The sequence below is a fragment of the Cupriavidus taiwanensis genome (genome assembly GCF_900250115.1).
Classification (GTDB): domain Bacteria; phylum Pseudomonadota; class Gammaproteobacteria; order Burkholderiales; family Burkholderiaceae; genus Cupriavidus; species Cupriavidus taiwanensis_B.
In genome coordinates, this window is the sequence record NZ_LT984803.1 from 3,314,306 (window position 1) to 3,340,183 (window position 25,878).

General features: G+C 69.3%; 22 protein-coding genes. 13 read left to right on the forward strand and 9 right to left on the reverse strand.

Features of this window, described 5'->3' with window-relative positions:
• Window positions 1-6: 6 nt before the first annotated feature.
• Together kefC and CBM2586_RS15560 are read right to left on the reverse strand one after the other, a co-directional pair.
• A complete protein-coding gene (gene kefC / locus CBM2586_RS15555; RefSeq protein ID WP_115663653.1) occupies window positions 7-1,821 on the reverse strand; it encodes a glutathione-regulated potassium-efflux system protein KefC in 1,815 nt (604 codons plus the stop codon).
• Window positions 1,818-2,372, reverse strand: a complete 555-nt coding sequence (locus CBM2586_RS15560) for an NAD(P)H-dependent oxidoreductase (RefSeq protein ID WP_115663652.1) — start codon at window positions 2,370-2,372, stop codon at window positions 1,818-1,820. The genes kefC and CBM2586_RS15560 overlap by 4 nt, the downstream gene beginning before the upstream one ends.
• Window positions 2,373-2,701: 329 nt before the next feature.
• Between CBM2586_RS15560 and CBM2586_RS15565 the strand changes: the two genes are divergently transcribed.
• Complete coding sequence (locus CBM2586_RS15565; RefSeq protein WP_115688333.1) at window positions 2,702-3,400, forward strand: GNAT family N-acetyltransferase; 699 nt, start codon at window positions 2,702-2,704, stop codon at window positions 3,398-3,400.
• An 87-nt stretch (window positions 3,401-3,487) separates the two neighbouring features.
• Here the strand turns inward: CBM2586_RS15565 and CBM2586_RS15570 are convergent, their stop codons facing one another.
• From CBM2586_RS15570 to CBM2586_RS15590, 5 genes are all read right to left on the reverse strand, one after another.
• A complete protein-coding gene (locus CBM2586_RS15570) occupies window positions 3,488-3,982 on the reverse strand; it encodes an Lrp/AsnC family transcriptional regulator (RefSeq protein ID WP_115688776.1) in 495 nt (164 codons plus the stop codon).
• Between the two features lie 411 nt (window positions 3,983-4,393).
• On the reverse strand, window positions 4,394-5,005 hold the full coding sequence (locus tag CBM2586_RS15575; protein WP_115663650.1) for an EF-hand domain-containing protein: 612 nt from the start codon (window positions 5,003-5,005) through the stop codon (window positions 4,394-4,396).
• 154 nt (window positions 5,006-5,159) lie between these two features.
• Window positions 5,160-5,909: a type II secretion system protein N gene (locus CBM2586_RS15580; RefSeq protein ID WP_115688335.1), complete on the reverse strand. Its 750-nt coding sequence runs from the start codon at window positions 5,907-5,909 to the stop codon at window positions 5,160-5,162.
• A 126-nt stretch (window positions 5,910-6,035) separates the two neighbouring features.
• Window positions 6,036-7,256 carry a globin domain-containing protein gene (locus CBM2586_RS15585; protein ID WP_115688337.1) on the reverse strand — a complete coding sequence of 407 codons (1,221 nt, stop codon included), beginning with the start codon at window positions 7,254-7,256 and terminating at the stop codon, window positions 6,036-6,038.
• Between the two features lie 93 nt (window positions 7,257-7,349).
• On the reverse strand, window positions 7,350-7,802 hold the full coding sequence (locus CBM2586_RS15590) for an RrF2 family transcriptional regulator (RefSeq protein ID WP_018006099.1): 453 nt from the start codon (window positions 7,800-7,802) through the stop codon (window positions 7,350-7,352).
• 242 nt (window positions 7,803-8,044) lie between these two features.
• Between CBM2586_RS15590 and gspG the strand changes: the two genes are divergently transcribed.
• From gspG to gspF, 11 genes are all read left to right on the forward strand, one after another.
• A complete protein-coding gene (gene gspG, locus CBM2586_RS15595; protein WP_115663647.1) occupies window positions 8,045-8,506 on the forward strand; it encodes a type II secretion system major pseudopilin GspG in 462 nt (153 codons plus the stop codon).
• Between the two features lie 33 nt (window positions 8,507-8,539).
• Entirely contained in the window at window positions 8,540-9,040 is a 501-nt protein-coding gene (locus CBM2586_RS15600) for a GspH/FimT family pseudopilin (protein ID WP_115688339.1), read from the forward strand.
• Window positions 9,037-9,450, forward strand: coding sequence for a type II secretion system minor pseudopilin GspI (gene gspI / locus CBM2586_RS15605; protein ID WP_115688341.1), 414 nt, complete (start codon window positions 9,037-9,039; stop codon window positions 9,448-9,450). Before CBM2586_RS15600 ends, gspI begins: the two co-directional genes overlap by 4 nt.
• On the forward strand, window positions 9,428-10,135 hold the full coding sequence (locus CBM2586_RS15610; protein WP_115688343.1) for a PulJ/GspJ family protein: 708 nt from the start codon (window positions 9,428-9,430) through the stop codon (window positions 10,133-10,135). The genes gspI and CBM2586_RS15610 overlap by 23 nt, the downstream gene beginning before the upstream one ends.
• Window positions 10,132-11,190 (forward strand): type II secretion system minor pseudopilin GspK, encoded by a 1,059-nt coding sequence (gene gspK / locus CBM2586_RS15615; protein ID WP_115688345.1) that lies wholly within the window; start codon window positions 10,132-10,134, stop codon window positions 11,188-11,190. The genes CBM2586_RS15610 and gspK overlap by 4 nt, the downstream gene beginning before the upstream one ends.
• Window positions 11,191-11,460: 270 nt before the next feature.
• The gene (gspL, locus tag CBM2586_RS15620; protein ID WP_115688347.1) at window positions 11,461-12,906 is read left to right on the forward strand and encodes a type II secretion system protein GspL; all 1,446 of its coding nucleotides are present in this window, start codon (window positions 11,461-11,463) and stop codon (window positions 12,904-12,906) included.
• A gap of 18 nt (window positions 12,907-12,924) precedes the next feature.
• Window positions 12,925-13,530, forward strand: a complete 606-nt coding sequence (locus CBM2586_RS15625; RefSeq protein WP_115688349.1) for a type II secretion system protein M — start codon at window positions 12,925-12,927, stop codon at window positions 13,528-13,530.
• Window positions 13,530-14,339: a type II secretion system protein N gene (gspN, locus tag CBM2586_RS15630; protein WP_115663640.1), complete on the forward strand. Its 810-nt coding sequence runs from the start codon at window positions 13,530-13,532 to the stop codon at window positions 14,337-14,339. Before CBM2586_RS15625 ends, gspN begins: the two co-directional genes overlap by 1 nt.
• A gap of 34 nt (window positions 14,340-14,373) precedes the next feature.
• Window positions 14,374-16,827 carry a type II secretion system secretin GspD gene (gene gspD, locus CBM2586_RS15635; RefSeq protein ID WP_115688351.1) on the forward strand — a complete coding sequence of 818 codons (2,454 nt, stop codon included), beginning with the start codon at window positions 14,374-14,376 and terminating at the stop codon, window positions 16,825-16,827.
• Between the two features lie 8 nt (window positions 16,828-16,835).
• On the forward strand, window positions 16,836-18,383 hold the full coding sequence (gene gspE, locus CBM2586_RS15640) for a type II secretion system ATPase GspE (protein ID WP_172583298.1): 1,548 nt from the start codon (window positions 16,836-16,838) through the stop codon (window positions 18,381-18,383).
• A gap of 15 nt (window positions 18,384-18,398) precedes the next feature.
• Window positions 18,399-19,616 (forward strand): type II secretion system inner membrane protein GspF, encoded by a 1,218-nt coding sequence (gene gspF / locus CBM2586_RS15645; protein WP_115688353.1) that lies wholly within the window; start codon window positions 18,399-18,401, stop codon window positions 19,614-19,616.
• A 103-nt stretch (window positions 19,617-19,719) separates the two neighbouring features.
• On the opposite strand, the gene CBM2586_RS15650 is transcribed toward gspF, so the two are convergent.
• Window positions 19,720-20,997 carry an NYN domain-containing protein gene (locus CBM2586_RS15650; protein ID WP_115688779.1) on the reverse strand — a complete coding sequence of 426 codons (1,278 nt, stop codon included), beginning with the start codon at window positions 20,995-20,997 and terminating at the stop codon, window positions 19,720-19,722.
• A 338-nt stretch (window positions 20,998-21,335) separates the two neighbouring features.
• On the opposite strand from CBM2586_RS15650, the gene CBM2586_RS15655 reads away from it, so the two are divergent.
• Window positions 21,336-24,941, forward strand: coding sequence for an indolepyruvate ferredoxin oxidoreductase family protein (locus tag CBM2586_RS15655; RefSeq protein ID WP_115663637.1), 3,606 nt, complete (start codon window positions 21,336-21,338; stop codon window positions 24,939-24,941).
• 154 nt (window positions 24,942-25,095) lie between these two features.
• Here CBM2586_RS15655 and CBM2586_RS15660 read toward each other — a convergent pair whose 3' ends face one another.
• A complete protein-coding gene (locus tag CBM2586_RS15660; RefSeq protein ID WP_115688355.1) occupies window positions 25,096-25,707 on the reverse strand; it encodes an HD domain-containing protein in 612 nt (203 codons plus the stop codon).
• Window positions 25,708-25,878 lie beyond the last annotated feature (171 nt).

A 25,878-nucleotide genomic window follows, 5' to 3' on the forward strand; every position in this document is an offset into this window, starting at 1 on the left:
CCGCGCCTACATCCACTCGGCCTCTTCCCGCTGGCGCCGCTGCTCGCGGTCCTGGCGGAACATCTCTTCGAGCTCGTCGCGCGCCTGGCGCGCCAGCGAGACCAGCTTCTTCTGGTCGGTGTAGTGCGGGTAGAAGCGGTCGATCGCCTCGATGTTGTGGCGCCGGAAGCGCAGCGCCACGTTGCGCGCCTCGCCCGGGTCGAAGCCCAGCCCTTCCAGCACGCGCCGGCCCAGCATCAGCGAGCCCTCGAACATCTCGCGCTCGAACAGCTGCACGCCCCGGTCCTTGAGCTGGTAGACATGCGAGACATGGCGCGCGCGGGCGTAGATCTGGAGCGCGGGGAAGCGCTCGCGCACGCGGTCGATCAGCGCCAGGCTGTCTTCCATGCTGTCGATGGCCACCACCAGGATGCGCGCGTCGGCAATGCCGGCGGCCTCCAGCAGGTCCAGTCGGGTGGCGTCGCCATAGAAGACCTTGAAGCCGTACTGGCGCAGGAATTCGATCTGGTCCGGATCGTGGTCCAGCACCGTCACGCCCACGCCCTGGGTATACAGCAGGCGGCCGATGATCTGGCCGAAGCGCCCGAAGCCGGCGATCAGCACCGGATTGTGCTGCGGCGTGATGACTTCATCCGGCCGCGCCTTGCCGGCGCCGATGCGCGGCGCCACCAGCCGGTCATAGGCCAGCAGCAGCAGCGGCGTGGCCACCATCGACAGCGCCACCACCAGCACCAGCAAGGCCTCGGTCTCGCGCGGCAGCAGCCCGGCGCCGCCGGCGACGCCGAACACCACGAAGGCAAATTCCCCACCCTGCGAGATCAGCAGCGCGAACAGCAGGCGCTGGCCACGGGCAATCGCAAAATACCGCGCCAGCAGCGCCAGCACCGCGGTCTTGGCCACCACGAAGGCCGCCACCAGGCCCAGCACCAGCCAGGGCCAGCGCGCCAGCACGGCAAAGTCGATCGACATGCCGACCGCCATGAAGAACAACCCCAATAGCAGGCCCTTGAACGGCTCCAGGTCGGCCTCGAGGGCGTGGCGGTATTCCGAATCGGCCAGCAGCACGCCGGCCAGGAAGGTGCCAAGCGCCATCGACAGGCCCACCGCGTCCATCATCAGCGCGATGCCCACCACCAGCAGCAGCGCAAAGGCGGTGAACATCTCGCGCATGTCGGTGCGGGCGATAAACCGCAGCGCCGGGCGCACCAGGTAGCGGCCGCCGGCCACCACCGCGCCGATGACCGCCACCGCCTTGCCGGCCGCGAGCCAGCCGGCCGCGCCGGTGCCCGCTCCCGCGGCGCCTTGCGTGGCCAGCAGCGGCAACAGCGCGATCATCGGGATCGCGGCGATGTCCTGGAACAGCAGGATGCCGAAACTGGCGGCCCCCGCCGGCGTGCCGAACAGGTTGCGCTCGGTCAGCGTCGCCAGCGCGATCGCGGTGGACGACAGTGCCAGCCCCAGCCCCGCCACCAGCGCCACCTGCCAGGACGCGCCGGCCAGCGCCGCGGCCACGCCGATCACCAGTGCGCAGGCGGCTAGCTGCGCGCCGCCGTAGCCGAAGATGCTACGCCGCAGCGCCCATAGCTTGCGCGGCTCCAGTTCCAGGCCGATCACGAACATCATCAGCACCACGCCGAATTCGGAGAAATGCAGGATCGATTCGACATCGGTCACCAGGCGCAGCGCGAACGGCCCGATCGCCGCGCCGGCGAGCAGGTAGCCCAGCACCGCGCCGAGCCCGCCGCGCCGCGCCAGCGGCACCGCCACTACCGCGGCGACCAGGAACACCAGCAGCGCAATCAGGAAATCATGCTGGTTCATGCCTGCGCCTCCGCCGGCGCCGGATGGGCGCCCAGCCGCCCGCAGACGTGGGCGATATGGTCGGCCAGCGCCTGGGCGTCGGCATTGTTGGCGTCGTGCAGCACCACCGGCGGCAGCCAGGTCATGCCGCACAGCAAGGCGGTCTGCTCCAGCGGCAGCAGGAATTCGGCGATCGGGTGGCCATGCGTGCCGTCCGGCCCGTACGCGTCGGCCGTGCCGCCGGTGCTGACCACCGCCAGCAGCGACTTGCCGCGCAGCGCGGTGCCGCCCGGGCCATAGGCCCAGCCCGGCTCGAGCACTTCGTCCAGCCACAGCTTGAGCAGGGCCGGCACGCTGTACCAGCGCACCGGGAACTGCAGCACGATGGTGTCCGACACCGACAGCACCCGCTGCTCGGCCACGACATCGATGTCGTAGTCGACATAGCTGCGGTAGAGGTCGCGTACCTGAACCTGCGGCAGCGCGTCCAGCGCGTCGGCCAGCGGCCGGTTCACGCGCGAGCGGCTGGGCGTCGGGTGCGCGTAGATCACAACGATGGGGGGCTCGGTCATCGAAAGACGTTGGGGCTGACTGGTAATGGGAAAAATCGGCGGGGCGCAGAAGAATTGTCGCGTTGCACCAAATCCACAGCTGAGGGCGCTCAACAATTCATCACATTTTTATAAGTATTTGTTTTTAAACAATTTAATCTGCCAGCACGGCCCGGTCGGTTTCTGCTGCGGCGCAGGAAGCTTACGTCGAACTGACAATTCCACTACAATACTTTTCGCTCTGCATCAAGTTGGTGTTTCCCCGAGTCTCGCACGGATGCGGGGAAAAGTGCCTGGAAAAACACCACCGCAGTGCCTATTTTTATCTGACTGCACCGGAAGGAATCATCGTGAACCCGCTCGAACTGAGCAAGGCCGTCGGCGCACTGACCGACGAAGATCTGCGCAAGGCAGCCGAAGCCGCCCAAGCCGCCCACCGCGCCACCGTCCTGGTGCGCGAGCTGTCGGCCCACCACCGCTCGCGTCTGCTGAAGCATTTCCTCGCCCTGGGCGAGGAGGATCGCCTGCTCCGTTTCGGCCAGTCGGTGGGCGACCACGTGATCGAAGCCTACGTCGACAGCATCGACTTCGACCATGACAGCGTGTTTGGCGTCTACGACGACAAGCTCGAGCTGATCGGCGTCGGCCATTTCGCCAACCTGCGCGACAACGCCCAGGGTCGTGTGGCGGAGTTCGGCGTGTCGGTGTCGGGCAGCGCGCGCGGCCGCGGCATCGGCAGCGCGCTGTTCGAGCGTGCCGCGATCCACGGTCGCAATACCAACGTGCGCACGCTCTACATGCACTGCCTGTCGCGCAACGCCGCGATGATGCATATCGCCAAGAAGGCAGGCATGAAGGTCCAGTATGCCTACGGCGAGGCCGACGCCTACCTGGAACTGCCGCCGGCGGATGCCGCCAGCCGCCTGAGCGAGGCGCTGGACGAACAGCTCGCCGACCTGGACTACGCGGTGCGCCGCAACCTGCGCGACGCACGCCGCTTCGGCCTGCGCTTCTGGCGCACCATGGTGCCGCAGAAGCATACCGCCTGAGCGGCCGGCCTGAAGGCCGGACGGCATCGACAAAAACGGCGCATCGCAACGATGCGCCGTTTTGCTTTGCAGGCCGACAGGCGCCGCTCAGGCCGCGCCGCCTACCGGCAGCGCCGTGGTGTCCTTGATGCTTTCCAGCGCGAAGCTCGAGCGCACGTCGATCACCGACGGATGCGCCAGCAGTTGTTCCTGCATGAAGCGCGCAAAGTGTTCCATGTTCTCGACATAGACCTTGAGCAGCAGGTCCATCTCCCCGGTCATGGCATGGCACGCCGCGACCTCCGGCCACACCGCGATGGAGGCGCGAAACAGGTCCAGCGGGGCCTTGCCTTTGGGCGCCCCGCCATGCTTTTCCAGCCGCACATTGATATAGGCCAGCAGGCCGAGGCCGATCTTGTTGGGCTCCAGCAGTGCCGCGTACTGCCGGATCACGCCGATCTCTTCCAGCCGCCGGATGCGGCGCAGGCAGGGGCTGGGCGACAGGTTGACGCGCTCGGCCACCTCCAGGTTGGTCAACCGGCCGTTGGTCTGCAGCACTTCCAGGATCTTCCGGTCGATCTTGTCCAACTCCACCTTGCTCACGATATTGTTGCTCCGCAATATGTTTATTGGCAATTTTTTTGCGCAAATTTAGCAAGCCGTGCACAAGTACGCAATTTTTTGTGAAATTACGTCCGATCCGCGCCCGGTTTTGGGGGGTGGGCGGCCTTATCGGTCACTCGCGCGTCAGCCGTTCGGGCCGGGCAAATCCGAGTCTGGTGGCGCTGCCGGGAGTCGCGGAGGCGCGCTGACCGGAGATCGGGCGAGGTGGTGCGCAGGTTCCGGCAAACAGGGAAGCGGCATTCTACGGGTGTTTGCGCCTGCGCCAGCGGGTTCCTGACCCGGACCGGTCCACGTTGTCCGCTGAACGGACAAAAAAAGCGCGCGGCCGTAAGGCTCGCGCGCCTGGTGGGGTCCCTGGCAGCGGCGCTCAGGCCGCGCTGCCGGCACTGCTCAGCCGCCGCTGGTCGACGGTGCCGCCGGGTTGGCGGGCGCCGGCTGGCTGCCCGGGGCGGCCTGGCCGCGCTGGCCGCGTTCGCCATGATGAGGACGATCGCGGTGCATTTTCTCCATGCCCGCGCGGATTTCATCGCTGGTCAGCTTGCCGTCGCGGTTGGCGTCGAGCTGGTCGAAGCGCTTGGCCAGGCGCGGCAGGCCGGCGTTGGCCTCGGCCTTGGTCAGCGCGCCGTCGCCGTTCTTGTCGGCGGCCTTGAACTTCTCGTCGAAGGCGGCCTGCATGCGCGCGTGATGCTCGGCCATGGCGGCCTTGCGCTGCGCGTCCATCTCGGCCTTGTCGATCTTGCCGTCGCGGTTGGTGTCGAGCTTGTTGAACCACGCGTCGGCCTCGGCCTTGGAAATGGCGCCGTCGCCGTCGGTATCGATGGCCTTCATCCACATGCCGCCACCGTGGTGGCGATGGTGGTGGCCCATGCCCGGCTTGCCGGCCGGAGCTGCGCCCGGTGCAGCGGGGGCGCTGGCCTGGGCAAAGGCGCCGCCGGCAACCAGGAGGGCGGCCGAGGCGGCCAGGAACTGTTTCAGGATCTGCGGCTTGTGATTGCGTTGCATGTCTTGCTCCTTTTCATCACGTTGGCATGTACGGATTAGAACGCGGACGATGCAGCGAAGTTGGCGCTTTTAATACGATGTTACCCGCCTCACAGAAAGCCGTGCGCGGCGTAAGGGAACGCAAGCAAGCGCGAATATTCGATGCGCCGGCAGCCTATGGCTGCCCTTTCGGCGTGAGCTGGCCTTCATCCGCCGCTTCGGGCGACATCACCGATTGGTACTGGCGCGGATCGACGGGCTGAGGCTGGGGCTGGGGCTGGAATTGCTGTTGGGCCTGCTGCGCAGGTGGCTGCGCTTGCGGCTGCGGCTGGGCAGCCTGCCCGGGCGGCTGGCCGCGCGGAGGCTGGGCCGGTGCGGGCTGGGCAGCCTGCGCCGGCGGCGGCATGGGCGTCGCCATGGGCGCCGCCGCGCCGGCGGGCGGCGTCGGCAGCGGGCTGGCGGCACGCGGCGCACCGCGCGTGGCAGCCGCCTGCAGCGGCAGGGCGATCTCCTGGCGTACGCCATTGCGCTCGATCACCACGGCGCGCTGGCGCACTTCCACCAGCCGGAGCTGCGGCGCCAGGTCGGCACCCATGCGCACCGCCTTGGCCGGGCCGCCATCGATGGAAACGATCGCCGCGCTGGTGCCGCCGCCGAGCTCGGCCACCACGCCGAGCAGTTGCACGTTGCTCGGTCCGGCCTGCGCCGAGCCGCCGAACAGCGTCGCGACCGCGCCGGTCTCGACCGCCTCGGTCTGCGCCACGCGCGCGCTCTTGGGCACCGGGATGGTCCGCATCGCACTGAACGTCAGCACCCAGTAGGTGACCAGCGCGCACAGCGCGATAAACAGCGCCACGCTGGCCAGGCGTGGCAGCCACAGCGCGGAGGCATCGAAGCGGAATGAAGGCCGGAGGGACAATTGCATGGATCGGGACCCTGGATACCCGCCGCGGCGGGTCATGGCGCGAGAGCGCGGACGCGCCAAGCGTACCAGAGCCCCATGACACTGTCTGCCGCGCCGACGATGCCGTCGCCGGGCCGGCCGGGTCGCTTAAAGCAGGTCGTCCAGCAGGTCGGGGCCGAACACCTCGCGCTCGATATGCCCCACCGGCACGCCCGCGCTCACCAGCGCGTGACGCTGCGCCTGCATGAAGCCAAGCGGCCCGCACAGGTGGAAGCGGCCATCGACAAAGCGTTGCAGGTCGGGCTGGCGCAGCATCTCGGCCAGCGGCATGGTGCCGGCATGGTCGTAATCGCGGCCGGCGGCGTCGCCCGCCTGCGGGAACTCATAGCTGATGTGCGTGACCAGCGCGGGCAGGCGCTCGCGCGCCCATTGCAGATCGGCGCGATGGGCATGGTGGTGGCCGTCGCGGGCGGCGTGGGCGAACAGCACCGGCCGTTGCGAGCCTTGCGCGGCCAGGGTGCGCAGCACCGACAGCATCGGCGTGATGCCGATCCCACCCGACAGCAGCACCAGCGGACGGCGGCTTTCCAGCGCCGGCGTGAACTCGCCGAACGGTGCGCTGACCTTGAGCTCGGCACCCTCATGGGCGTTGGCGTGCAGCCAGTTGGACACCGCGCCGGCCGGCGCGGCCTGGTCGCCGTCCTCGCGTTTGACCGAGATGCGCCAGGTCGGCAGACCGGCCTCGGCCGACAGCGAATACTGGCGCAGCTGGCGCGTGCCGTCGTCCAGGCGCGCCTCGACGCTGATGTACTGGCCCGGGCGGAAATCACGCAGCGGCTGGCCGTCGGCCGCGGCCAGCGTCAGCGCCACCACCTGGCCGCCCTGCGCTTCGCGGCGCACCACGCGCACCGGCATCAACATGCCGGCGGACACGCCGGTGCGCTGGTACAGGCGAGCCTCGGCGGCGATCAGCTCGCCCGCCAGCAGCCAGTAGGCCTCGTCCCAGGCCGCCAGCAGCGGCGGCGTGGCGGCCTCGCCCAGCACCGCGGAGATCGCGCCGAGCAGGTGGCGGCCGACGATCGGGTAATGCGCCGGCGTGATGCCTACGGCCGCGTGCTTGTGCACGATGCGCTCGACCACCGGTCCCAGTGCCGCCGCGTTGTCGATATTGGCCGCGTAGGCGAACACGGCCGACGCCAGCGACTGCTGCTGGCTGCCGTTAGCCTGGTTGCCCATGTTGAACAGCTGGGTCAGCTCGGGCCGGTCGGCGAACATCTCGCGGTAGAAATGCGTGGTGATGGCCAGGCCATGCTCGCGCAGCACGGGCACGCTTGCATCGATGTAGGGGCGGGAAGCGGCGGACAGCATCAGGTATCACTCCGTTTTATTCATGCAGGCAAGATGCATGTTTTTGGACAACAAAAAACCGGCATTCGCCGGCCATGTGCGGATCCTGTCCGCTCAGGCCGAACGCCGGTTCAGGAAATCACGATGCAGGCGGATGATCGATTCGGCGGTGTGGCTGCCGGTGACATCGGCCAGCGTGACGTCGTCGAGCGCGCGGTAGAAGGCTTGCTCGGCCACGTCCAGCGCACGCTTCAGGCGGCAGTTGCCGTTCAGCGCGCAGGGCGGGTTGTCGCAGTCGATCACCGGCCGGTGCCCTTCCAGCTCGCGCAGGATGGTGCCGATGGTGAGGCGCTCGGCGCCGGGGCCCAGCTGCAGGCCGCCATGGCGGCCGCGCGTGGCGCTGACCCAGCCCAGCTTCGACAGCCGCGCCGCCACCTTGACCAGATGGTTGTGCGAGATGCCGAACTGCTGGCCCACCTCGGCGATCGTGATGGGCCGGCTGCCGTCGCCACGGGCGACGTACATCAACAGGCGCAGCGCGTAGTCGGAGAAGCGGGTCAGTTGCATCGTGGCGTGATGTTAAAAAAGATGCATCCTGAATGCAAGTTATATTTTCCCCCGGCGTGATACGGTGCGGGATCGCCCAAAAACGCCGGCCAGCATTGTGCCTCACAACACACTTCGCAGCCGCCCCCTCCGGGGCCGCCCATAAAAGAGTCATAAGGCGCCGGTTATACTGACTGGCGAACCCGGCCCCGCCAGCGCCCTGGCGCGGGTCCCGCCATTCCAGCAACGAGGTCTTACCAATAATGCGCAGATTCACTTCCCAGCTTGCCCGCCCCGCCCGTCCTGCCCGCCGCGCGCGCGGCTTTACCCTGATCGAGATCATGGTCGTGATCGTGATCCTCGGCGTGCTGGCGGCACTGGTGGTGCCCAAGATCATGAGCCGTCCGGACGAGGCCCGCATCGTCGCGGCGCGCCAGGATATCTCGTCGATCATGCAGGCGCTCAAGCTGTACCGCCTCGACAACAGCCGCTATCCGACCACCGAGCAGGGCCTGGGCGCGCTGGTGACCAAGCCTACCACCGAGCCGGTGCCCAACAACTGGAAGGGCGGCGGCTACCTGGAAAAACTGCCCAAGGATCCGTGGGGCCATCCCTACCAGTACCTGAACCCCGGCGTGCGCGGCGAAATCGACGTGTTCAGCTTCGGTGCCGACGGCCAGGCCGGCGGCAACGCCAACGACGCCGATATCGGCAACTGGGAGTAAGCGCTCCTGCCGCCCGCCCTTGCCGCTTCCCTCATGACCACGGCGCCGCGCCGCCGCGCCGCCGCGCCGCGGCACTCCGGCTTCACGCTGCTGGAACTGCTGGTGGTGATGGTGATCGCCGGCATCGTGATCTCGCTGGTCGCGGTCAATGCCTCGCCCAACGAGCGCGGCCGCGTGCTTGACGACGGCCAGCGCATCGCGCGGCTGTTCGAGCTGGCGCAGGAAGAAGCGCAGCTGGGCGCGCGCCCGCTCGCCTGGGAAGGCGACGCCGGCGGCTGGCGCTTCCTCGAGTCGACCCCCAACGGCTGGATCCCCCTGCGCACCGACGTGTTCGCGCCCGGCACCTGGCGCCTCGCGCTGGACCAGGTCATCGTCGCCGAAGGCGGCCGCAGCACCGGCACCAACAGCCCGCCGCGGCTGATCTTCGGGCGCGAGCTGATCGATGCGCCGCAGCGCCTGGTGCTGGTGCGCGGCGATATCCGCGTCGATGTTGTTGGCGACGGCAGCGGCCGCTATTTCGCCAGCACGCCATGACGCGCCCGCGCTCGCCCGCAAGCCCGCGCCGCCGCGCGTCTGGCTTCACGCTGATCGAAGTGCTGGTGGCGCTGACCATCCTGGCGGTGGCGCTGACCGCGGCGATGCGTGCGATGGGCTCGATGGTCGATGCCAGCGCGTCGCTGCAGAACCGCATGCTGGCCGAATGGAGCGCCGAGAACCACCTGGCCGCGCTGCGCCTCGCCAAGACCTGGCCCGAGCCCGGCGTCAGCGGCTATGCCTGCCCGCAGGGCGGCACGCCGCTGTACTGCGAGCAAGCCGTGTCGGTCACGCCAAATCCGGTGTTCCGCCGCGTCGAGATCGCGGTCTATCCGTCCGCCACCGACAAGTCGGTACGGCTGGCGTGGCTCGTCACCATCGTTCCCAATGAAATCCGCAACGTGCTCTGAGCGCCGGCGCGGGCGCCGATCCGCCGGCGGCTTCACGCTGCTGGAAATGCTGGTCGCCATCACGCTGCTGGCGGTGATGGCGGTGATCGGCTGGCGCGCGCTGGACAGCCTGACGCGCGGCCGCGAACGGCTGATCGACCATGACGTCCGGCTGGATGCGCTGAAGGTGCTGTACGGCCAGCTCCAGGCCGATTGCGAGCACCTGGCCAACCCGACGCTGCTGCAGGGCAGTCCGGTCGAGATCGGCCAGAACCGCGTGCTGCTGGTGCGCGACCGCCGCGACGAAGGCCAGCCGCCGGCATGGCAGGCACTGGCTTACCAGCTTGACGGCAACACGCTGGTGCGCGTGGCCGCGCCGCCGGTGAACAACCGCGCCGCGCTGCAGTCGTCGCTGCTGGCGCTGCGCCAGGGCGGCGACAACAACGCGCAGGGGCGGCGCTTGCTGGGCAATGTCGACGGCATGAGCGCGCGCGCCTGGGTCGAACCCGGTGGCTGGCAGGCCGACAGCAACCGCATCCGCAACGTGCTGTTCAGCGGCAACGCGGCCAGCGCGGTGCAGGCCTCGGAGGTCGGCGCGGCGGTGCCCAACACCGCGGTGCGGGCGGTGGAACTGACCATCCTCGCCCGCATGGGCGACGGCGACGCGCCGCGGCAGTTCCAGAAGATCTGCATGTCGGGGCTATGACGCACGCCCGCCGCCTCTCCCACTTGCGGCCGCTGCGCCGCGCCCGCGGCGCCGCCGTGGTCACCGCGCTGCTGATGGTGACGCTGGCCGTGGTGGTGGTGTCGGGCATGCTGTGGCGGCAGCAGGTGCAGATCCGCGCCATCGAGAACCAGCGGCTGCTGGCCCAGGCCACCTGGATCCAGCGCGCCGCGGTCGACTGGGCGCGGCTGATCCTGCGCGACGACCAGCGCCGCAGCAACGTCGACGAGCTGGGCGAGCCCTGGGCGGTACCGATCGCCGAGACCCGCCTGTCGGATTTCCTGGGCGCGTCGCTGCGCACGGACGTTGCGGGCGAGACCTCGTTCCTGTCCGGGCGCATCCTCGATGCGCAGGCGCGCTTCAACCTCGCCAACCTGGTGACGTGGTCCGCCACCGGCGGCCAGGGGGCACCGGTCGGGCGCGTCGCCAATATCGAACAGTCGGCGCTCGCCGCCTACGGCCGACTGCTGCGCACCGTGGGACTGAACCCGGCGCTGGCCGAGACCACTGCGCGCTACATGCTGCAGGCCGCGCAAGGCGGGCAAGCTGGCCAGGCCGGCGGCGATGCCTCGGGCCGACAGGCGCCGCGCCCGCTCGACAGCGTGCAGGGCCTGCTGGCGCTGCCCGGCTACACGCCCGAGATGGTGGCCGTGCTGGAGCCCTTCGTGATCATGCTGCCCGAGCGCACCCTGGTCAATGCCAACACCGCTGAGGCCGAGGTGCTGGCGGCGATGATCGACAAGCTGCCGCTGGAGCGCGCGCGCGAACTGGTGCGCCAGCGCGACCGCGCCTACTTCAACAACATCGGCAACCTGCAGACGCAGCTGTCCGCGCTGGCGCCGCAGGCAAGCAGCGGCAACCTGGGCAATTTGCTCGACGTGCGCTCGCATTACTTCCTGGTCTACGGACTGGTGCGGCACGAGCGCGCCAGCCGGCTGCAGGTGTCGCTGATCTACCGCGGCGAACCGCTCGGTGCGGCCAATACTACCCGCGTGGTCTGGATCCAGGACGCGGACCGGCTGCCTGACCTGCGCTGAACATGGCAAGGGGGCCTGGCGCACATATGAAAACAGCACACCGGAGCAACCGGGGAGAATGGTATTGACGTGGTTTTGTCACGCAGGCAAGGTATGCTGCGGCGCTGGCGCGAGCCTGACACCAGCCCGCTCGCCGCTGATCGGCCTCCCAGGCCGTCCGCCGGCGTCCCCGCACTCCGGCAAGCATTCCGCGCCGGGGCGTTCCCGGGCGCACCCCCATGGGCCATGCGCCTTATCGAGCCGTTCTACTGAAGCCAAAGCAAGGACACCTTGAGCACCACCCTGTACGTGCGCTTGCCGCACCGGCCGCATGACCAGCCGCAACCGTGGCAGTTCGGCGCCCTGCCCTTTGCGCTGGTGCGCACGGCGGGGGCCGATTCCGCACGGCGCGGCGTGCCCCGTGCCGCACCGGAAGTGTTGCGAGAAGGCCACGCCCGCATCGCCGACCTGCCCGCGGCGGAGCGGCTGGTGCTGATCCTGGCGGCCAGCGACGTACTGCTGACCCGCGCCAGCGTGCCGCCGCTGCCGCCCGCGCGCTTGAAGCAGGCGCTGCCCAACCTGGTCGAGGATGCCCTCGCCACCGACGCGCAGCCCTGCCACATCGGCATCGGCCCCGCCCTCGACGGCGCCCCGTCCGCGCGCGGGCCGCGCCAGCGCCTGCTGATGGTGGCGGACCGCGCCTGGCTGCGCGCGGTGCTCGATGCCTTTGCCGAGCACCGCCATCGCCGCCGCCACGTGCTGGCCGCGCAGCTGTGCGTGCCGCTGGCCGCGCCCGCAGAAGACGAGGCCGGCGCCGAGCCGACGCTGGCCCCGCCCGGCGCGGCGCCCGCGCCGGTTCAGCCGGCCACGCTGGTGGTCGAGGCCGCCGCCAGCGCACTCGCCGAAGGCGGTGCGCTCGGCGACGCGCTCGGCGAAGCCCTGCCGGACAGCGCAAGCAGCACCGCGCGCCAGTGGCAGCTGACCGTGCGCACCGGTGCGCACGCTGGCTACGGCCTGCTGCTGGGCGACGACGCCCTGGCCGCATGGCAGGCGCTGGCCCCTGAAGGCGCCTGGTATGCCGATGCCGACGCCGCGGCCATGGCGCCGGTGCCCGGCCTGCGCCAGGCCGGTCGCACCGGCTGGCGGCTGTGGATCGACGGTGCGCAGGAATGCCTGCGCGAGCCGGGGCTGGACCTGGCCCAGTTCGAATTCGCCCAGGGCCGCGCCGACCGCTGGAACCTGGTGGCATGGCGCCTGCCGCTGGCGCTGGCGGCGGGCCTGGTACTGGTCCAGCTGATCGGCATGAACACACACTGGCTGCTGCTGCGCAACGAACAGCAACGGCTCGAAGCCGCCCAGGCACAGACGCTGCGCGGCACCTTCCCGCAGACGCCGACGGTGATCGACGCCCCGCTGCAGATGCGCCGGCAGGTCGAGCAGCTGCGCATCGCCAGCGGGCGCAGCACGCCCGATGATTTCCTGCCGCTGGCCGACCGCTTCGCCCAGGCCGCGCGCCGGCTGCCGCCCGACGCGCTGCAGGCGCTCGAGTACCGCGGCCGCATGCTGGTGGTAACGCTCAAGCCCGGCACCGACACCGCCGGCCTGCGCAGCGCGGCGCGCCAGGCCGGGCTGCAGATGGAAGAGGACAAGGCCGGCAATGCCGCGGGCAGCACCGGCACCAGCGCAGGCACGCCTGTGACACCCGGCTCGCGCTGGACCATCAAGCCCGGCCTGTGACCGGCGCACGCCCGACATATGAACCCATTGAAAGATTCCACCCGCAGCCCTTCGCCCGCCGCCCGCCGCGGCGACGCCGCCACGCTGCGCACGCGCCTGGCGCGGCTGCGCCCGTCGGTGCCGCAGGCGTGGCGGGAACGCTTCGACGCCTTCTGGTCGGCACGCAACCCGCGCGAGCAGGCCATCCTGGCCGGCGGCGGCGCGGTGCTGGCGCTGGTGCTTGGCTACCTGCTGCTGTGGGAGCCGGCCGCCGACGGCCGCGCGCGGGCCGCGCGCAACCTGCCGCAGCTGCGCGCCGACCTGGCCGAGATGGAAACCCTGGCGCAGGAAGCCCGCGGCCTCAAGGCCACGCCTGCGCCGTCGCTGCGCGGCGATGCTCTGACCCAGGCGCTGCAGGAAAGCCTGGGCCAGTACGGCCTCAAAGCGACCCGGCTGGCAGCCGCCGCCGACAACAGCGTGCAAGTGCAGCTGGACAAGGTCCCGTTCGGGGCGGTCAGCACCTGGCTGCAGGACGTGCGCCAGCAGCAGCGCATGAAGGTGATCGATGCGCGCGTGGTCTATGTCGGCGCGACGGCGCTGGTGAACGTTACCGCGACCCTGCAGGGTCCGGGTGGCCGCAGCTGATGGTGCGGCTGGAAACCCTGCGCCTGCCGCGCCGCGCGCTGCGCCAGCCGGCCGCCGCGCGGCGCCTGCGCTGGCTCGGGCTCGGCCTGGCCACGGCCGCGGTGACCACGGTGGCGATGCTGCCGGCGACCTGGATCGCCACGCGCGTTGCCACGCAGACACAGGGACGCGTGTTGCTGGCCGATGCCAGCGGGTCGCTGTGGCGCGGCAGCGCCACGCTGGCGCTGTCGGCCGGCGCCGGCAGCCAGACCGCCACCGTGCTGCCCGGCCGGCTGCACTGGACGCTGGCGTTCTGGCCGCTGCTGACCGGCCAGGCGCGGCTGGTGCTGACCCATTCGCAGGCCATGGCCGCGCCGGTCGCGGTCACCGCGACGCCGGGCGGGTGGACCGCGCAGTCGGGCGCGATTCGGCTGCCCGCGTCGCTGCTCGAGGGCGTCGGCGCGCCGTTCAACACGCTGCGCCCGGACGGCCTGATGCGGTTGGACTGGTCCACGCTGCAGGGCCGGTTTTCCGGCCGGGGCATGACCGGCCATATGACGTTGCGCATCGATCAGGTATCAGCCGCGGTCAGCCGGCTGCGTCCGCTCGGCAGCTACCGCGCCGAGATCGACTGGACCGGCGCAGGCGGCGGCAAGCTGCGGCTCAGCACCGTCGATGGTCCGCTGCACCTGGAGGGCAGCGGCACGCTCGGGCGGCAGGCGCGCTTCGAAGGTACCGCGCATGCCGAACCGGAGGCCGCGACGCAGCTGACCAGCCTGCTGAGCCTGCTGGGACGACGAGACAACAATGTGACTAGGCTGCGTTTCTGATGCCACGCAGAGCGCACAGCCCACGGAAATGACTATGACCACCCACGCTAACCGACCTGTTTTCAAGACCGCCTGCGCCCGCGCCGTGGCATTGCTCTGCGGGCTCTCCTTGCTGGCACCCGCGCCGCTGTGGGCCCAGCCCGGCGCGCCCGCCGCACGCAGCCAGGGCACGCCACCCGCCCCGCCCGACGTGACCCCCGCCAATCGCGACCAGGTCGTGCTGAACTTCGTCAACGCCGACCTCGACTCCGTGATCAAGGCGGTCGGCCAGGCCACCGGCAAGAACTTCGTCATCGACCCGCGCGTGAAGGGCACCGTCAACCTCGTCACGGAGCAGCCGGTGTCGCGCGCGCAGGCGCTGCAGACGCTGGGCTCGGTGCTGCGCATGCAGGGCTATGCCATGGTCGAGAGCAACGGCTTCACCAAGGTCGTGCCCGAAGCCGATGCCAAGCTGCAGGGCTCGCCCACCGTGATCGGCGGCGCCCCCAGCCGCGGCGACCAGGTGGTGACGCAGGTGTTCCGGCTGAACTATGAATCGGCCAACAATCTGGTGCCGGTGCTGCGCCCGATGATCGCGCCCAACAACACCATCACCGCCTATCCGGCCAACAACACGCTGGTCATCACCGACTACGCCGACAACCTGCGCCGCATCGCGCGCATCATCGCCGCGGTCGATGCGCCGGCCTCGGGCGAGGTCGAGCTGGTGCCGCTCAAGCACGCGCTGGCCAGCGACACCGCGGCGGTGCTGCAGAAGCTGCTCGATCCCGCCGCCGCGGGCGCCACCAGCGGCGGCGCGCCGGGCCTCGATGCCAGCCTGCGCACCTCGGTGGTGGCGGAGCCGCGCAGCAATGCGCTGATGATCCGCGCCACCAGCCGCGCGCGCCTGCAGCAGGCGCGCCACCTGATCGAGAAACTCGACCAGCCCTATGCGCGCCCCGGCAACATCTGGGTGGTGCCGCTGAAGAACGCCGATGCGATCAAGCTGGCGGCGACGCTGCGCGCCATCGTCGCCGCCGACAGCAGCTTCGCCACCACCACCCAGCCCGGCGCACAGGCCGGCGGCATCGGCGGCGCGGCGGGCATGACCAATGTCTCGACACCGACCGGGGGCCAGTTCACCGGCGGCGCCACCACCACCCAGACCGGCATGCGCAGCGGCACCGGCACCGGCGGCGGCACCGGCGGCGCCTATGGCAGTTCGGCCTTTGCCGCATCGTTCGGCACCAATACGCAGCCGACCACCGGCGGCATCATCCAGGCCGACCCTTCCACCAACTCGCTGATCATCACCGCCAGCGAACCGGTCTACCGTAACCTGCGCGGCGTGATCGACGACCTCGACGCGCGCCGCGCACAGGTCTATATCGAGTCGATGATCGTCGAAGTGACCGCCACCCAGGCGAGCGAGCTTGGCATCCAGTGGCAAGGCCTGATCAGCTCGTCGAGCGGCAACAACAACGTCTTTGCCGGGACCAACTTCGGCACCGGCGGACAGAACATCCTCAACCTGACCCTGGCCGGCGCCCTGGCCGACAGCAACCGCTCCGCCGGCATCCTTGCCGCGCAGCAGCTGGTCCCCGATATCGGCGGCCTGAACCTGGGCATCGTCAACCGCGCCATGGGCCTGGGCGCCCTGCTGCGCGCGCTGGGCACCAATGGCAGCGTCAACCTTCTGTCCACCCCGAACCTGATCACGCTCGAGAACGAGGAAGCCAAGATCCTGATCGGCCAGAACATCCCGATCACCACCGGCTCCTACGCCCAGACCGGCGGCGCGGCCTCGGTCACGCCGTTCCAGACCTTCGACCGCAAGGACGTGGGCATCACGCTGCGCGTCAAGCCGCAGATCACCGACGGGGGGCTGGTGAAGATGCAGATCTTCCAGGAATCGTCGAACGTGGTGCAGGCGACCGCCAACCTGATCCAGGGCCCGACCACCAATGTGCGCTCGATCGAGACCAATGTGCTGGTCGACGACGGCCAGATCATCGTGCTGGGCGGCCTGATCGAGGACTCGTATGGGGACGGCGTGCAGAAGGTGCCGCTGCTCGGCGATATCCCGTGGATCGGCGGCCTGTTCCGCTATGAGAACAAGAACCGCTCCAAGACCAACCTGCTGGTGTTCCTGCGCCCATATGTGATGCGCACGTCCGGCGCCGCCGACCGCCTGACGCAGGACCGCTACGACTATATGCGCGCGCAGCAGCAGAGCTATGTTTCGCCTAACATCATGATGCGGGACACCAACACGCCGATGCTGCCGCCGGCCGACGCGCCCACCGCGCCGTTCGTCGACCCGCGCGCCAACGGCCCGGTGGCCGGACCGATGCCGCTGCCGCAGACGCTGCCGCAAGGCGCCCCGCAGCAGCCGGGCCTGCCGCAGCCCTTGCAGCAGGTCCCGCAACAGGTACCGCAAGCGCCGCAACCCCCGGTGAGCGCGCCGCAGCCGCTGAACCAGCGCGGCGAATCCGCGCTCCCGTACTGAGCCCCGTCATGGCCAGCGAAGTCCCTACCGCCCTTCCCGCCAGCGCCAGCACGCCGGCCGAGTTCGATCCGCCCTCGCCAATGGCGGCGCGGCTGGTCTCATACGGCTTTGCGCGCGAGGCGCCGCTGCTGATCGCGCACCAGCGCCCCGACGGGCTCGAGGTGTGGGTCAGCCGCGCGACCTCGCCGACGGCGCTGGCCGAAGTGGCGCGCGTGCATGGCGCGCTGCGCCTGCGCGTGCTCGAGCCCGAGGCGCTGGAGCACGCCATGTCCGACGCCTATAACCGCCAGGACGGCAGCGCCGCGCAGGTGGTGGGCGAGGTCGAGGGCGAGGTCGACCTGTCGCGCCTGATGCAGGACATTCCCGCGGTGGAAGACCTGCTGGAATCCGAAGACGATGCGCCGATCATCCGCATGATCAATGCGCTGCTGACGCAGGCCGCGCGCGAAGGGGCATCGGATATCCACATCGAGCCGTTCGAGTCGTCGTCCGTGGTCCGTTTCCGCGTCGACGGCACGCTGCGCGATGTGGTGCGGCCCAAGAAGGCGCTGCACGGCGCGCTGATCTCGCGCATCAAGATCATGGCGCAGCTTGACATTGCCGAGAAGCGCCTGCCGCAGGATGGCCGCATCACGCTGCGCGTGGGCGGGCGGCCGGTTGACGTGCGCGTCTCGACGCTGCCCACCGGCCACGGCGAGCGCGCCGTGCTGCGTCTGCTCGACAAGGAGGCCGGCCGCCTGGACCTGGCCAAGCTGGGCATGGCGCCCGACACGCTGCGCGGCTTCGACCACCTGATCCGCCAGCCGCACGGCATCGTGCTGGTGACCGGCCCCACCGGCTCGGGCAAGACCACCACGCTGTATGCCGCGCTGTCGCGGCTGGATGCGCGCACCACCAACATCATGACGGTGGAAGACCCGGTCGAGTACGACCTGGACGGCATCGGCCAGACCCAGGTCAACCCGCGCATCGACATGACCTTCGGCAAGGCCCTGCGCGCGATCCTGCGCCAGGACCCGGACGTGGTCATGATCGGCGAGATCCGCGACCTGGAAACCGCGCAGATCGCGGTGCAGGCGTCGCTGACCGGCCACCTGGTGCTGGCCACGCTGCACACCAACGACTCAGCCTCGGCGGTGACGCGGCTGGTCGACATGGGCATCGAGCCGTTCCTGCTGTCGTCGTCGCTGCTGGGGGTGCTGGCGCAGCGGCTGGTACGGCGCCTGTGCCCGCACTGCAAGCGCGAGGAAGTGATCGAGATCACGCCCGCCGAGGCCGAAGTGCTGCACGCGCAGGGCAAGCCGCTGCAGACCGTCTGGCATCCGGTCGGCTGCGACAAGTGCGGCCAGTCGGGCTACCAGGGACGCATGGGCGTCTACGAGCTGCTCACGGTCGACGATGAAATCCGCACCATGATCCACCGCCAGGCGCCCGAATCCGAGATCAAGCAGGTGGCGCTGGCGCACGGCATGCACACCATGCGCGGCGACGCGCAGCGCTGGATCGACAGCGGCGCGACCTCGCTCGAGGAAGTGCTGCGGGTCACGCGCGACTGACGCGGAGCCGCCTGCATGCCAGCTTTCCGCTATGAAGCCGCCGACGCCGCCGGCAAGACCGACCGCGGCGTGATCGAGGCCGACAGCGCGCGCCAGGCCCGCACCCAGCTGCGCGCGCGCGGGCTGACGCCGCTGACCGTCGATGCACTGGCCGGCGCGGGCCTGGCGCCGCGCGCCGGCAGCCAGCTGTTCGCGCGCAAGCTGTCGACGCAGGAGCAGGCGCTGTTCACGCGCCAGCTGGCCAGCCTGATCGTCGCCGGCCTGCCGCTGGACGAAGCGCTGGGCGCGCTCGCCGACCAGGCCGAGCGGCCCTATGTGCATGAACTGCTGGCCGGCATCCGCGCCGAGGTGATGGGCGGCAGCGCGCTGTCGGTGGCGCTGGCGCAGCACCCGCGCGATTTTCCGGACATCTACCGCGCGCTGGTCTCGGCCGGCGAGCACTCCGGCCACCTGGGCGTGGTGCTGGAGCGGCTGGCCGGCTATATCGAGTCGCGCAACACCCTGACCTCCAAGATCCGGCTGGCCTTCACCTATCCGGCCATCGTCACGGTGGTGGCGTTCGCGATCGTGATCTTCCTGCTGTCGTACGTGGTGCCGCAGGTGGTGAGCGTGTTCGCCAACACCAAGCAGAAGCTGCCCACGCTGACCATCATCATGCTGTGGCTGTCGGATTCCGTGCGCAACTGGTGGTGGGCCGCGCTGGCGGTGATCGCGGTGGCCGCGTTCAGCATCCGCCGGCTGCTGCGCCAGCCCGCGGTGCGGCTCGAATGGCACCGCTGGCTGCTGACCGCGCCGCTGCTGGGCAAGCTGGTGCGCGGCTATAACACCGCGCGCTTTGCCGGCACGCTGGCGATCCTGGTTTCCGCGGGTGTGCCGATCCTGCGCAGCCTGCAGGCTGCCGGCGAGACCCTGACCAACGAGGCGCTGCGGGCCAATGTCGAAGACGCCAACACCCGGGTGCGCGAAGGCGCCTCACTGGCGCGCGCGCTGGCGGCGCAGAACCAGTTTCCGCCGGTGCTGGTGCACCTGATCCGCTCGGGCGAAGCCACCGGCAACCTGCCGGTGATGCTGGACCGTGCCGCGCAGGGCGAAGCGCAGGAACTGGAACGCCGCACGCTGTTCCTGACCAGCCTGCTGGAACCACTGCTGATCTTGACCATGGGCGTGGTGGTGCTGCTGATCGTGCTGGCGGTGCTGATGCCGATCATCGAGATCAACCAGCTGGTGCGGTAGCGGCGCGGGCGCCGGCATACCGACAACGCTCGCATTGCCTGACGCCCTGATGACTCTACCCTCTCCCGCGAAGTGGAAGAGGGGAGAAAACCAACAGCCGCTTTTACTCAGTCTTCTTGCTCGGACGCTTGCGCGTCTTGCGCGCCGGTGCCGGTGCCGGTGCGGTTTCGGCTTCAGCAACGGCCGGCTGGGGTTCCGCCTCCACCGTCGCCGTCAGCACCGTCGTGCCCGGCGCCGCGAACACCGACTGGTCGATCGGCCACGGGGTCTCGCTCAGCGTCACCTCCGGCCGGCGCGCCGCACGCTTGCGCGCGCTGGCCCGGTTGGCCGTCTTCGGCTCCGGGTCGGGCTGCGGCGCGGCTTCCAGCGGCGGCACGGGTTGCGGCACGGGTTGCGGCTCCGGCTCGGCCTGCACCACATCGGCGGCGACAAAGGTCGGCTCCGCTTGCGCCGGCGCCGCGGGCTCGGGGGCAACCGTCTCCGGCGTGGGCAGCGGCTCGACCCCGCGGGCCGGCTCGGGTACTTCCGCGGGCGCGGGAGCGTGCTGGCGCCGCGCCGGCTCGGCAACCTGGGCCGGCGGCTGCGCTGCGCGCTGCTGCGGCTCGCCGCCCTTGGCGCGCTTCTTCAGCCGTACCCAGATGGTCTTGTTGTTGCCACCATTGCGGGTCTCGACCTCGAACAGGCCGGTCGCCGCGACCAGCTCCGACAGCTTGCCGTAGCCGTAGTTGCGCGAATCGAATTCCGGCGCCTGCTTGGCGATGTGGTTGCCCATGCTGCCCAGCGTCAGCCAGCCGTCTTCGTCCGACACCGCCTGCGCCGCGTTCTGCAGCAGCCGCACCAGGCGCGAGTCCTGGCGCAGCTCGCCGGTGCTGCGCTTGCGCGTGGGCGCGGCGGCGCCATCGGCACCGTCAGCGCCTTCGGTATCGACCTCGGCGCGCAGCACGTCGGAATAGATGAACTTGTCGCAGGCGGTGACGAACGGCTTGGGCGTCTTGCGCTCGCCAAAGCCATAGACCGTCAGGCCCTGCTCGCGGATGCGCGAGGCCAGCCGGGTGAAGTCGCTGTCGCTGGAGACGATGCAGAAGCCATCGAAGCGCCCGGTGTAGAGCAGGTCCATGGCGTCGATGATCATGGCGCTGTCGGTCGCGTTCTTGCCGACGGTATAGCGGAACTGCTGGATCGGCTGGATCGAGTGCGACAGCAGGCGTTCCTTCCAGCCGGCCAGGTTGGGGCGGGTCCAGTCGCCGTAGATGCGCTTGACGGCGGCCACGCCGTACTTGGCGACCTCGGCCAGCAGGCCTTCGACGATGGCGGGCGCCGCGTTGTCGGCGTCGATCAGCACGGCCAGGGTCGCGGTGCCCTGGCGGGGGGAAATGGTCATGTTCGGATATTCGCTGGCAAGCCGCGCACCGGCGCGGGCGGACAAGGGATCGGGTTGCACCAGGCTGGCAACGCAGATATGACGCACAAGAGACCGCACGGCCTCGGCGCGGACGCTCTCGATGCAACGCAGTGTACACGCCAGGCCCTGTCGATACGGGAAATCACGGGCGTGGCCGGCATGCTTTGTGCTGCATTGCAAGGTACCGCCGGTTTTGTGGCGGTGCTACCATGCCGCGCAGAGACACAGCCACCCCGGCCCTTCACAAGAGGCGACGAGGCGGTTGCCCACAACTGCAGGTTTCGGTGATCCCGACAGCACGCCATAGAGGAGCACGCATGAATGCCCCCCTGACCTCGCCGGTCAGCGACGCCATCCGCCAGGCGCTCGCCAACGTTTCCCTCGAAGACAAATACACCCTCGAACGCGGCCGCATCTACATCAGCGGCACGCAGGCGCTGGTGCGCCTGCCGATGCTGCAGCAGGAGCGCGACCACGCCGCCGGGCTGAACACCGCCGGCTTTATTTCCGGCTACCGCGGCTCGCCGCTGGGCGCGCTCGACCAGTCGCTGTGGAAGGCCAAGAAGCACCTGGCCGCGCACAACATCGTGTTCCAGGCCGGCCTGAACGAAGACCTCGCCGCGACGTCGGTGTGGGGCTCGCAGCAGGTCAACATGTATCCCGATGCCAGGTTCGACGGGGTCTTCGGCATGTGGTACGGCAAGGGGCCGGGCGTGGACCGCACCGGCGACGTGTTCAAGCATGCCAATTCCGCGGGCTCCTCGAGGCACGGCGGCGTGCTGGTGCTGGCCGGCGACGACCACTCGGCCAAGTCGTCGACGCTGGCGCACCAGTCCGAGCACATCTTCAAGGCCTGCGGCCTGCCGGTGCTGTATCCGTCCAACGTGCAGGAATACCTGGACTACGGCCTGCACGGCTGGGCCATGAGCCGCTACTCCGGACTATGGGTGGCGATGAAGTGCGTCACCGACGTGGTGGAATCGTCGGCCTCGGTCGAGCTGGACCCGCACCGCGTGCAGATCGCGCTGCCGGGCGACTTCATCATGCCGCCGGGCGGCCTCAACATCCGCTGGCCCGATCCACCGCTGGAGCAGGAGGCGCGGCTGCTCGACTACAAGTGGTACGCCGGGCTGGCCTATGTGCGCGCCAACAAGCTGGACCGGATCGAGATCGACTCGCCGCATGCGCGCTTCGGCATCATGACCGGCGGCAAGGCCTATCTGGACACGCGCCAGGCGCTGGCCGACCTGGGCCTGGACGACGCCACCTGCGCGCAGATCGGCATCCGGCTGTACAAGGTGGGCTGCGTGTGGCCGCTCGAAGCGCATGGCGCGCGCGCCTTTGCCGAAGGGCTGCAGGAAATCCTGGTGGTCGAAGAGAAGCGCCAGATCATGGAGTACGCGCTCAAGGAAGAGCTGTACAACTGGCGCGACGATGTCCGCCCCAAGGTCTACGGCAAGTTCGACGAGAAGGACAACGCCGGCGGCGAATGGTCGATCCCGCAGGGCCACTGGCTGCTGCCGGCGCACTACGAGCTGTCGCCGGCGATCATCGCCAAGGCCATCGCCACGCGCCTGGACAAGTTCGACCTGCCGGTGGACGTGCGCGCGCGCATCACCGCGCGCCTGGCCATCATCGAGGCCAAGGAAAAGGCGCTGGCCACGCCGCGCGTGGTCGGCCAGCAGAAGGCCGAGCGCAAGCCGTGGTTCTGCTCGGGCTGCCCGCACAACACCTCGACCAACGTGCCCGAGGGCTCGCGCGCGCTGGCCGGCATCGGCTGCCACTACATGACGGTGTGGATGGACCGCAGCACCAGCACCTTCAGCCAGATGGGCGGCGAAGGCGTGGCGTGGATCGGCCAGGCGCCGTTTGCCGGCGACAAGCATGTGTTTGCCAACCTGGGCGACGGCACCTACTTCCACTCCGGCCTGCTGGCGATCCGCGCGTCGATCGCCGCGGGCGTCAACATTACCTACAAGATCCTGTACAACGACGCCGTGGCGATGACCGGCGGCCAGCCGGTCGACGGCCAGCTGTCGGTGCAGGACATCGCCTGGCAGGTGCACAGCGAGGGCGCGACGCGGATCGTTATCGTTACTGACCAGCCGGAGAAGTACAATGCGGCGATCAAGCTGCCGCAAGGCATCGACATCCATCACCGCGACCAGCTCGACCGCGTGCAGCGCGATTTGCGCGAGGTGCCGGGTTGCACCATCCTGATCTACGACCAGACCTGCGCGACCGAGAAGCGCCGCCGCCGCAAGCGCGGCACGATGGAAGACCCGGCCCGCCGCGTCTTCATCAATGACGCGGTGTGCGAAGGCTGCGGCGATTGCTCGGTCAAGTCGAACTGTTTGTCGGTGGAGCCGCTGGAGACCGATTTCGGCACCAAGCGCCAGATCAACCAGTCGTCGTGCAACAAGGACTTCTCGTGTCTGAACGGCTTCTGCCCGAGCTTTGTTTCGGCCGAAGGCGCACAGGTGCGCAAGCCCGAGCAGCACGGCGTGTCGATGGACAGCCTGCCGGCGCTGCCTGAGCCGCAACTGCCGGCGATCCGCCGCGCCTACGGCATCCTCGTGACCGGCGTCGGCGGCACCGGCGTGGTGACCATCGGCGGCCTGCTGGGCATGGCCGCGCATCTGGAGAACAAGGGCGTCACCGTGCTCGACATGGCCGGGCTGGCGCAGAAAGGCGGCGCGGTGCTGTCGCACGTGCAACTGGCCGCACGCCCCGACGACCTGCATGCCACCCGCATCGCCATGGGCGAGGCCGACCTGGTGATCGGCTGCGATGCCATCGTGTCGGCCACCGACGAAGTCCTGTCCAAGACCCAGGCCGGCCGCACTCGCGCCGTGGTCAACACCGCGCAAACCCCGACCGCCGACTTCATCAAGAACCCGAAGTGGCAGTTCCCGGGGCTATCGGCCGAGCAGGACGTGCGCAATGCAGTGGGCGAGAAGTGCGACTTCATCAATGCCTCGGGCCTGGCGGTGGCGCTGCTGGGCGACGCCATCTACACCAACCCGCTGGTGCTGGGCTATGCCTGGCAGAAGGGCTGGATCCCGCTGACGCTGCAGGCGCTGGAGCGCGCCATCGAGCTGAACGGGGTCGCGGTGGAAAAGAACAAGGCCGCATTCGACTGGGGCCGCCATATGGCGCACGACCCCGAGCACGTGCTGTCGCTGAGCGGCAAGCTCAAGAGCACCGCCGAAGGCGCGGCCGTGGTCAAGCTGCCGGCATCGACCGGCGCCCTGCTCGACAAGCTGATCGCACGCCGCGTGGAACATCTGACGGCGTACCAGGACGCGACTTATGCCAGCCGCTACCGTGAAGCGATCGAGCGCGTGCGCGCGGCCGAGAGCGCGCTGCTGGGCAGCGGCAAGGCCCTGCCGCTGACCGAGGCTGCGGCGCGCAACCTGGCCAAGCTGATGGCGTACAAGGACGAGTACGAAGTGGCGCGCCTCTATACGGATCCGGCCTTCCTCGACAAGCTGCGCGCGCAGTTCGAAGGCGAGCCCGGGCGCGACTACCAGCTCAACTTCTGGCTGGCCCCGCCGCTGAACGCGAAGCGCGACGACAAGGGCCACCTGGTCAAGCGCAGGTTCGGCCCGTCGACGATGAAGCTGTTCCGCGTGCTGGCAAAGCTGAAGGGACTGCGCGGCGGCATCTTCGATATCTTCGGCAAGACCGAAGAGCGCCGCACCGAGCGCGCGCTGATCGGCGAGTACCGTGCCTTGCTGGATGAACTGGTGGCGGGCCTCAATGCCGCCAACCACGACACCGCGGTGGCGCTGGCCAACCTGCCCGACGATATCCGCGGCTTCGGCCACGTGAAGGAAAACAACCTGAAGCCGGTACGGGCGCGCTGGACGAAACTGCTGGAGCAGTTCCGGCATCCGGAGACGGCGCAGCGGGCGGCCTGATGCGCGCTGTTGCTCCCCTCTCCCGCTTGCGGGAGAGGGGCCGGGGGAGAGGGCAGGAGTATCTCGATGCGTGGTGCCTTGCTGAACCACCCCTCACCCTGCCCTCTCGCCATGCGGGGAGAGGGAACACCATGGGCAGGCGTGCGTCGTCGCCTTAAGCCTGTGCCAGCGTCGTCTCCCCCGGCTTCACATACATCGAGTTCTTCGGCTGCGACAGTACCCGGCGCACCATCGGCTCGAAGAACGACAGCGGCAGCGTGTCGTAGTCGGTCATGAAGGCGGCGGCGTCGTACTTGCGACAGAACTCCGCGGTGCGCTCGAACAACTCCGGCTGGCTGCGGTATTGCTCGCGCAGGTTGGGATCGAGGCCGAGGTGATGGAAGAAGTAGTAGCCCTGGAACACGCCGTGCTTTTCCACCATCCACAGGTTCTCGGCGCTGACGAAGGGCTTGAGGATGGCGGCGGCGATGTCGGGATGGTTGAAGCTGCCCAGCGTATCGCCGATATCGTGCAGCAGCGCGCAGACCACGTATTCCTCGTCCTGGCCGTCGCGGTGAGCGAGCGTCGCGGTCTGCAGCGAATGCGTGAGCCGGTCCACCGGGAAGCCGCCGCAATCGCCATCGAGCAGGCGCAGGTGCGCCAGCACGCGCTCGGGCAGCGCGCGTGCGAAGGGCATGAACTCCGCCGAGATGGCGGCCCAGTCCTCGCGCGTGCCGTGCTCCATATGGCTGAAGGTGGCGCGTGCAGCCGTGTGCGTGTCGCTCATGTGAGTCTCCTTTTATGGGGCGGCTTTCGCGGGAGGCGTGGGCATCCGTGCGCATGGCGCCATCCTCGTGCAACAGCCTGCAGGCATTGTGGCACCCACGGCGCGACTACACTGTCAAAAACCAAACAATGTGCCGTCATATTGCGGCGCAGCAGCACTGACGTGATTCCG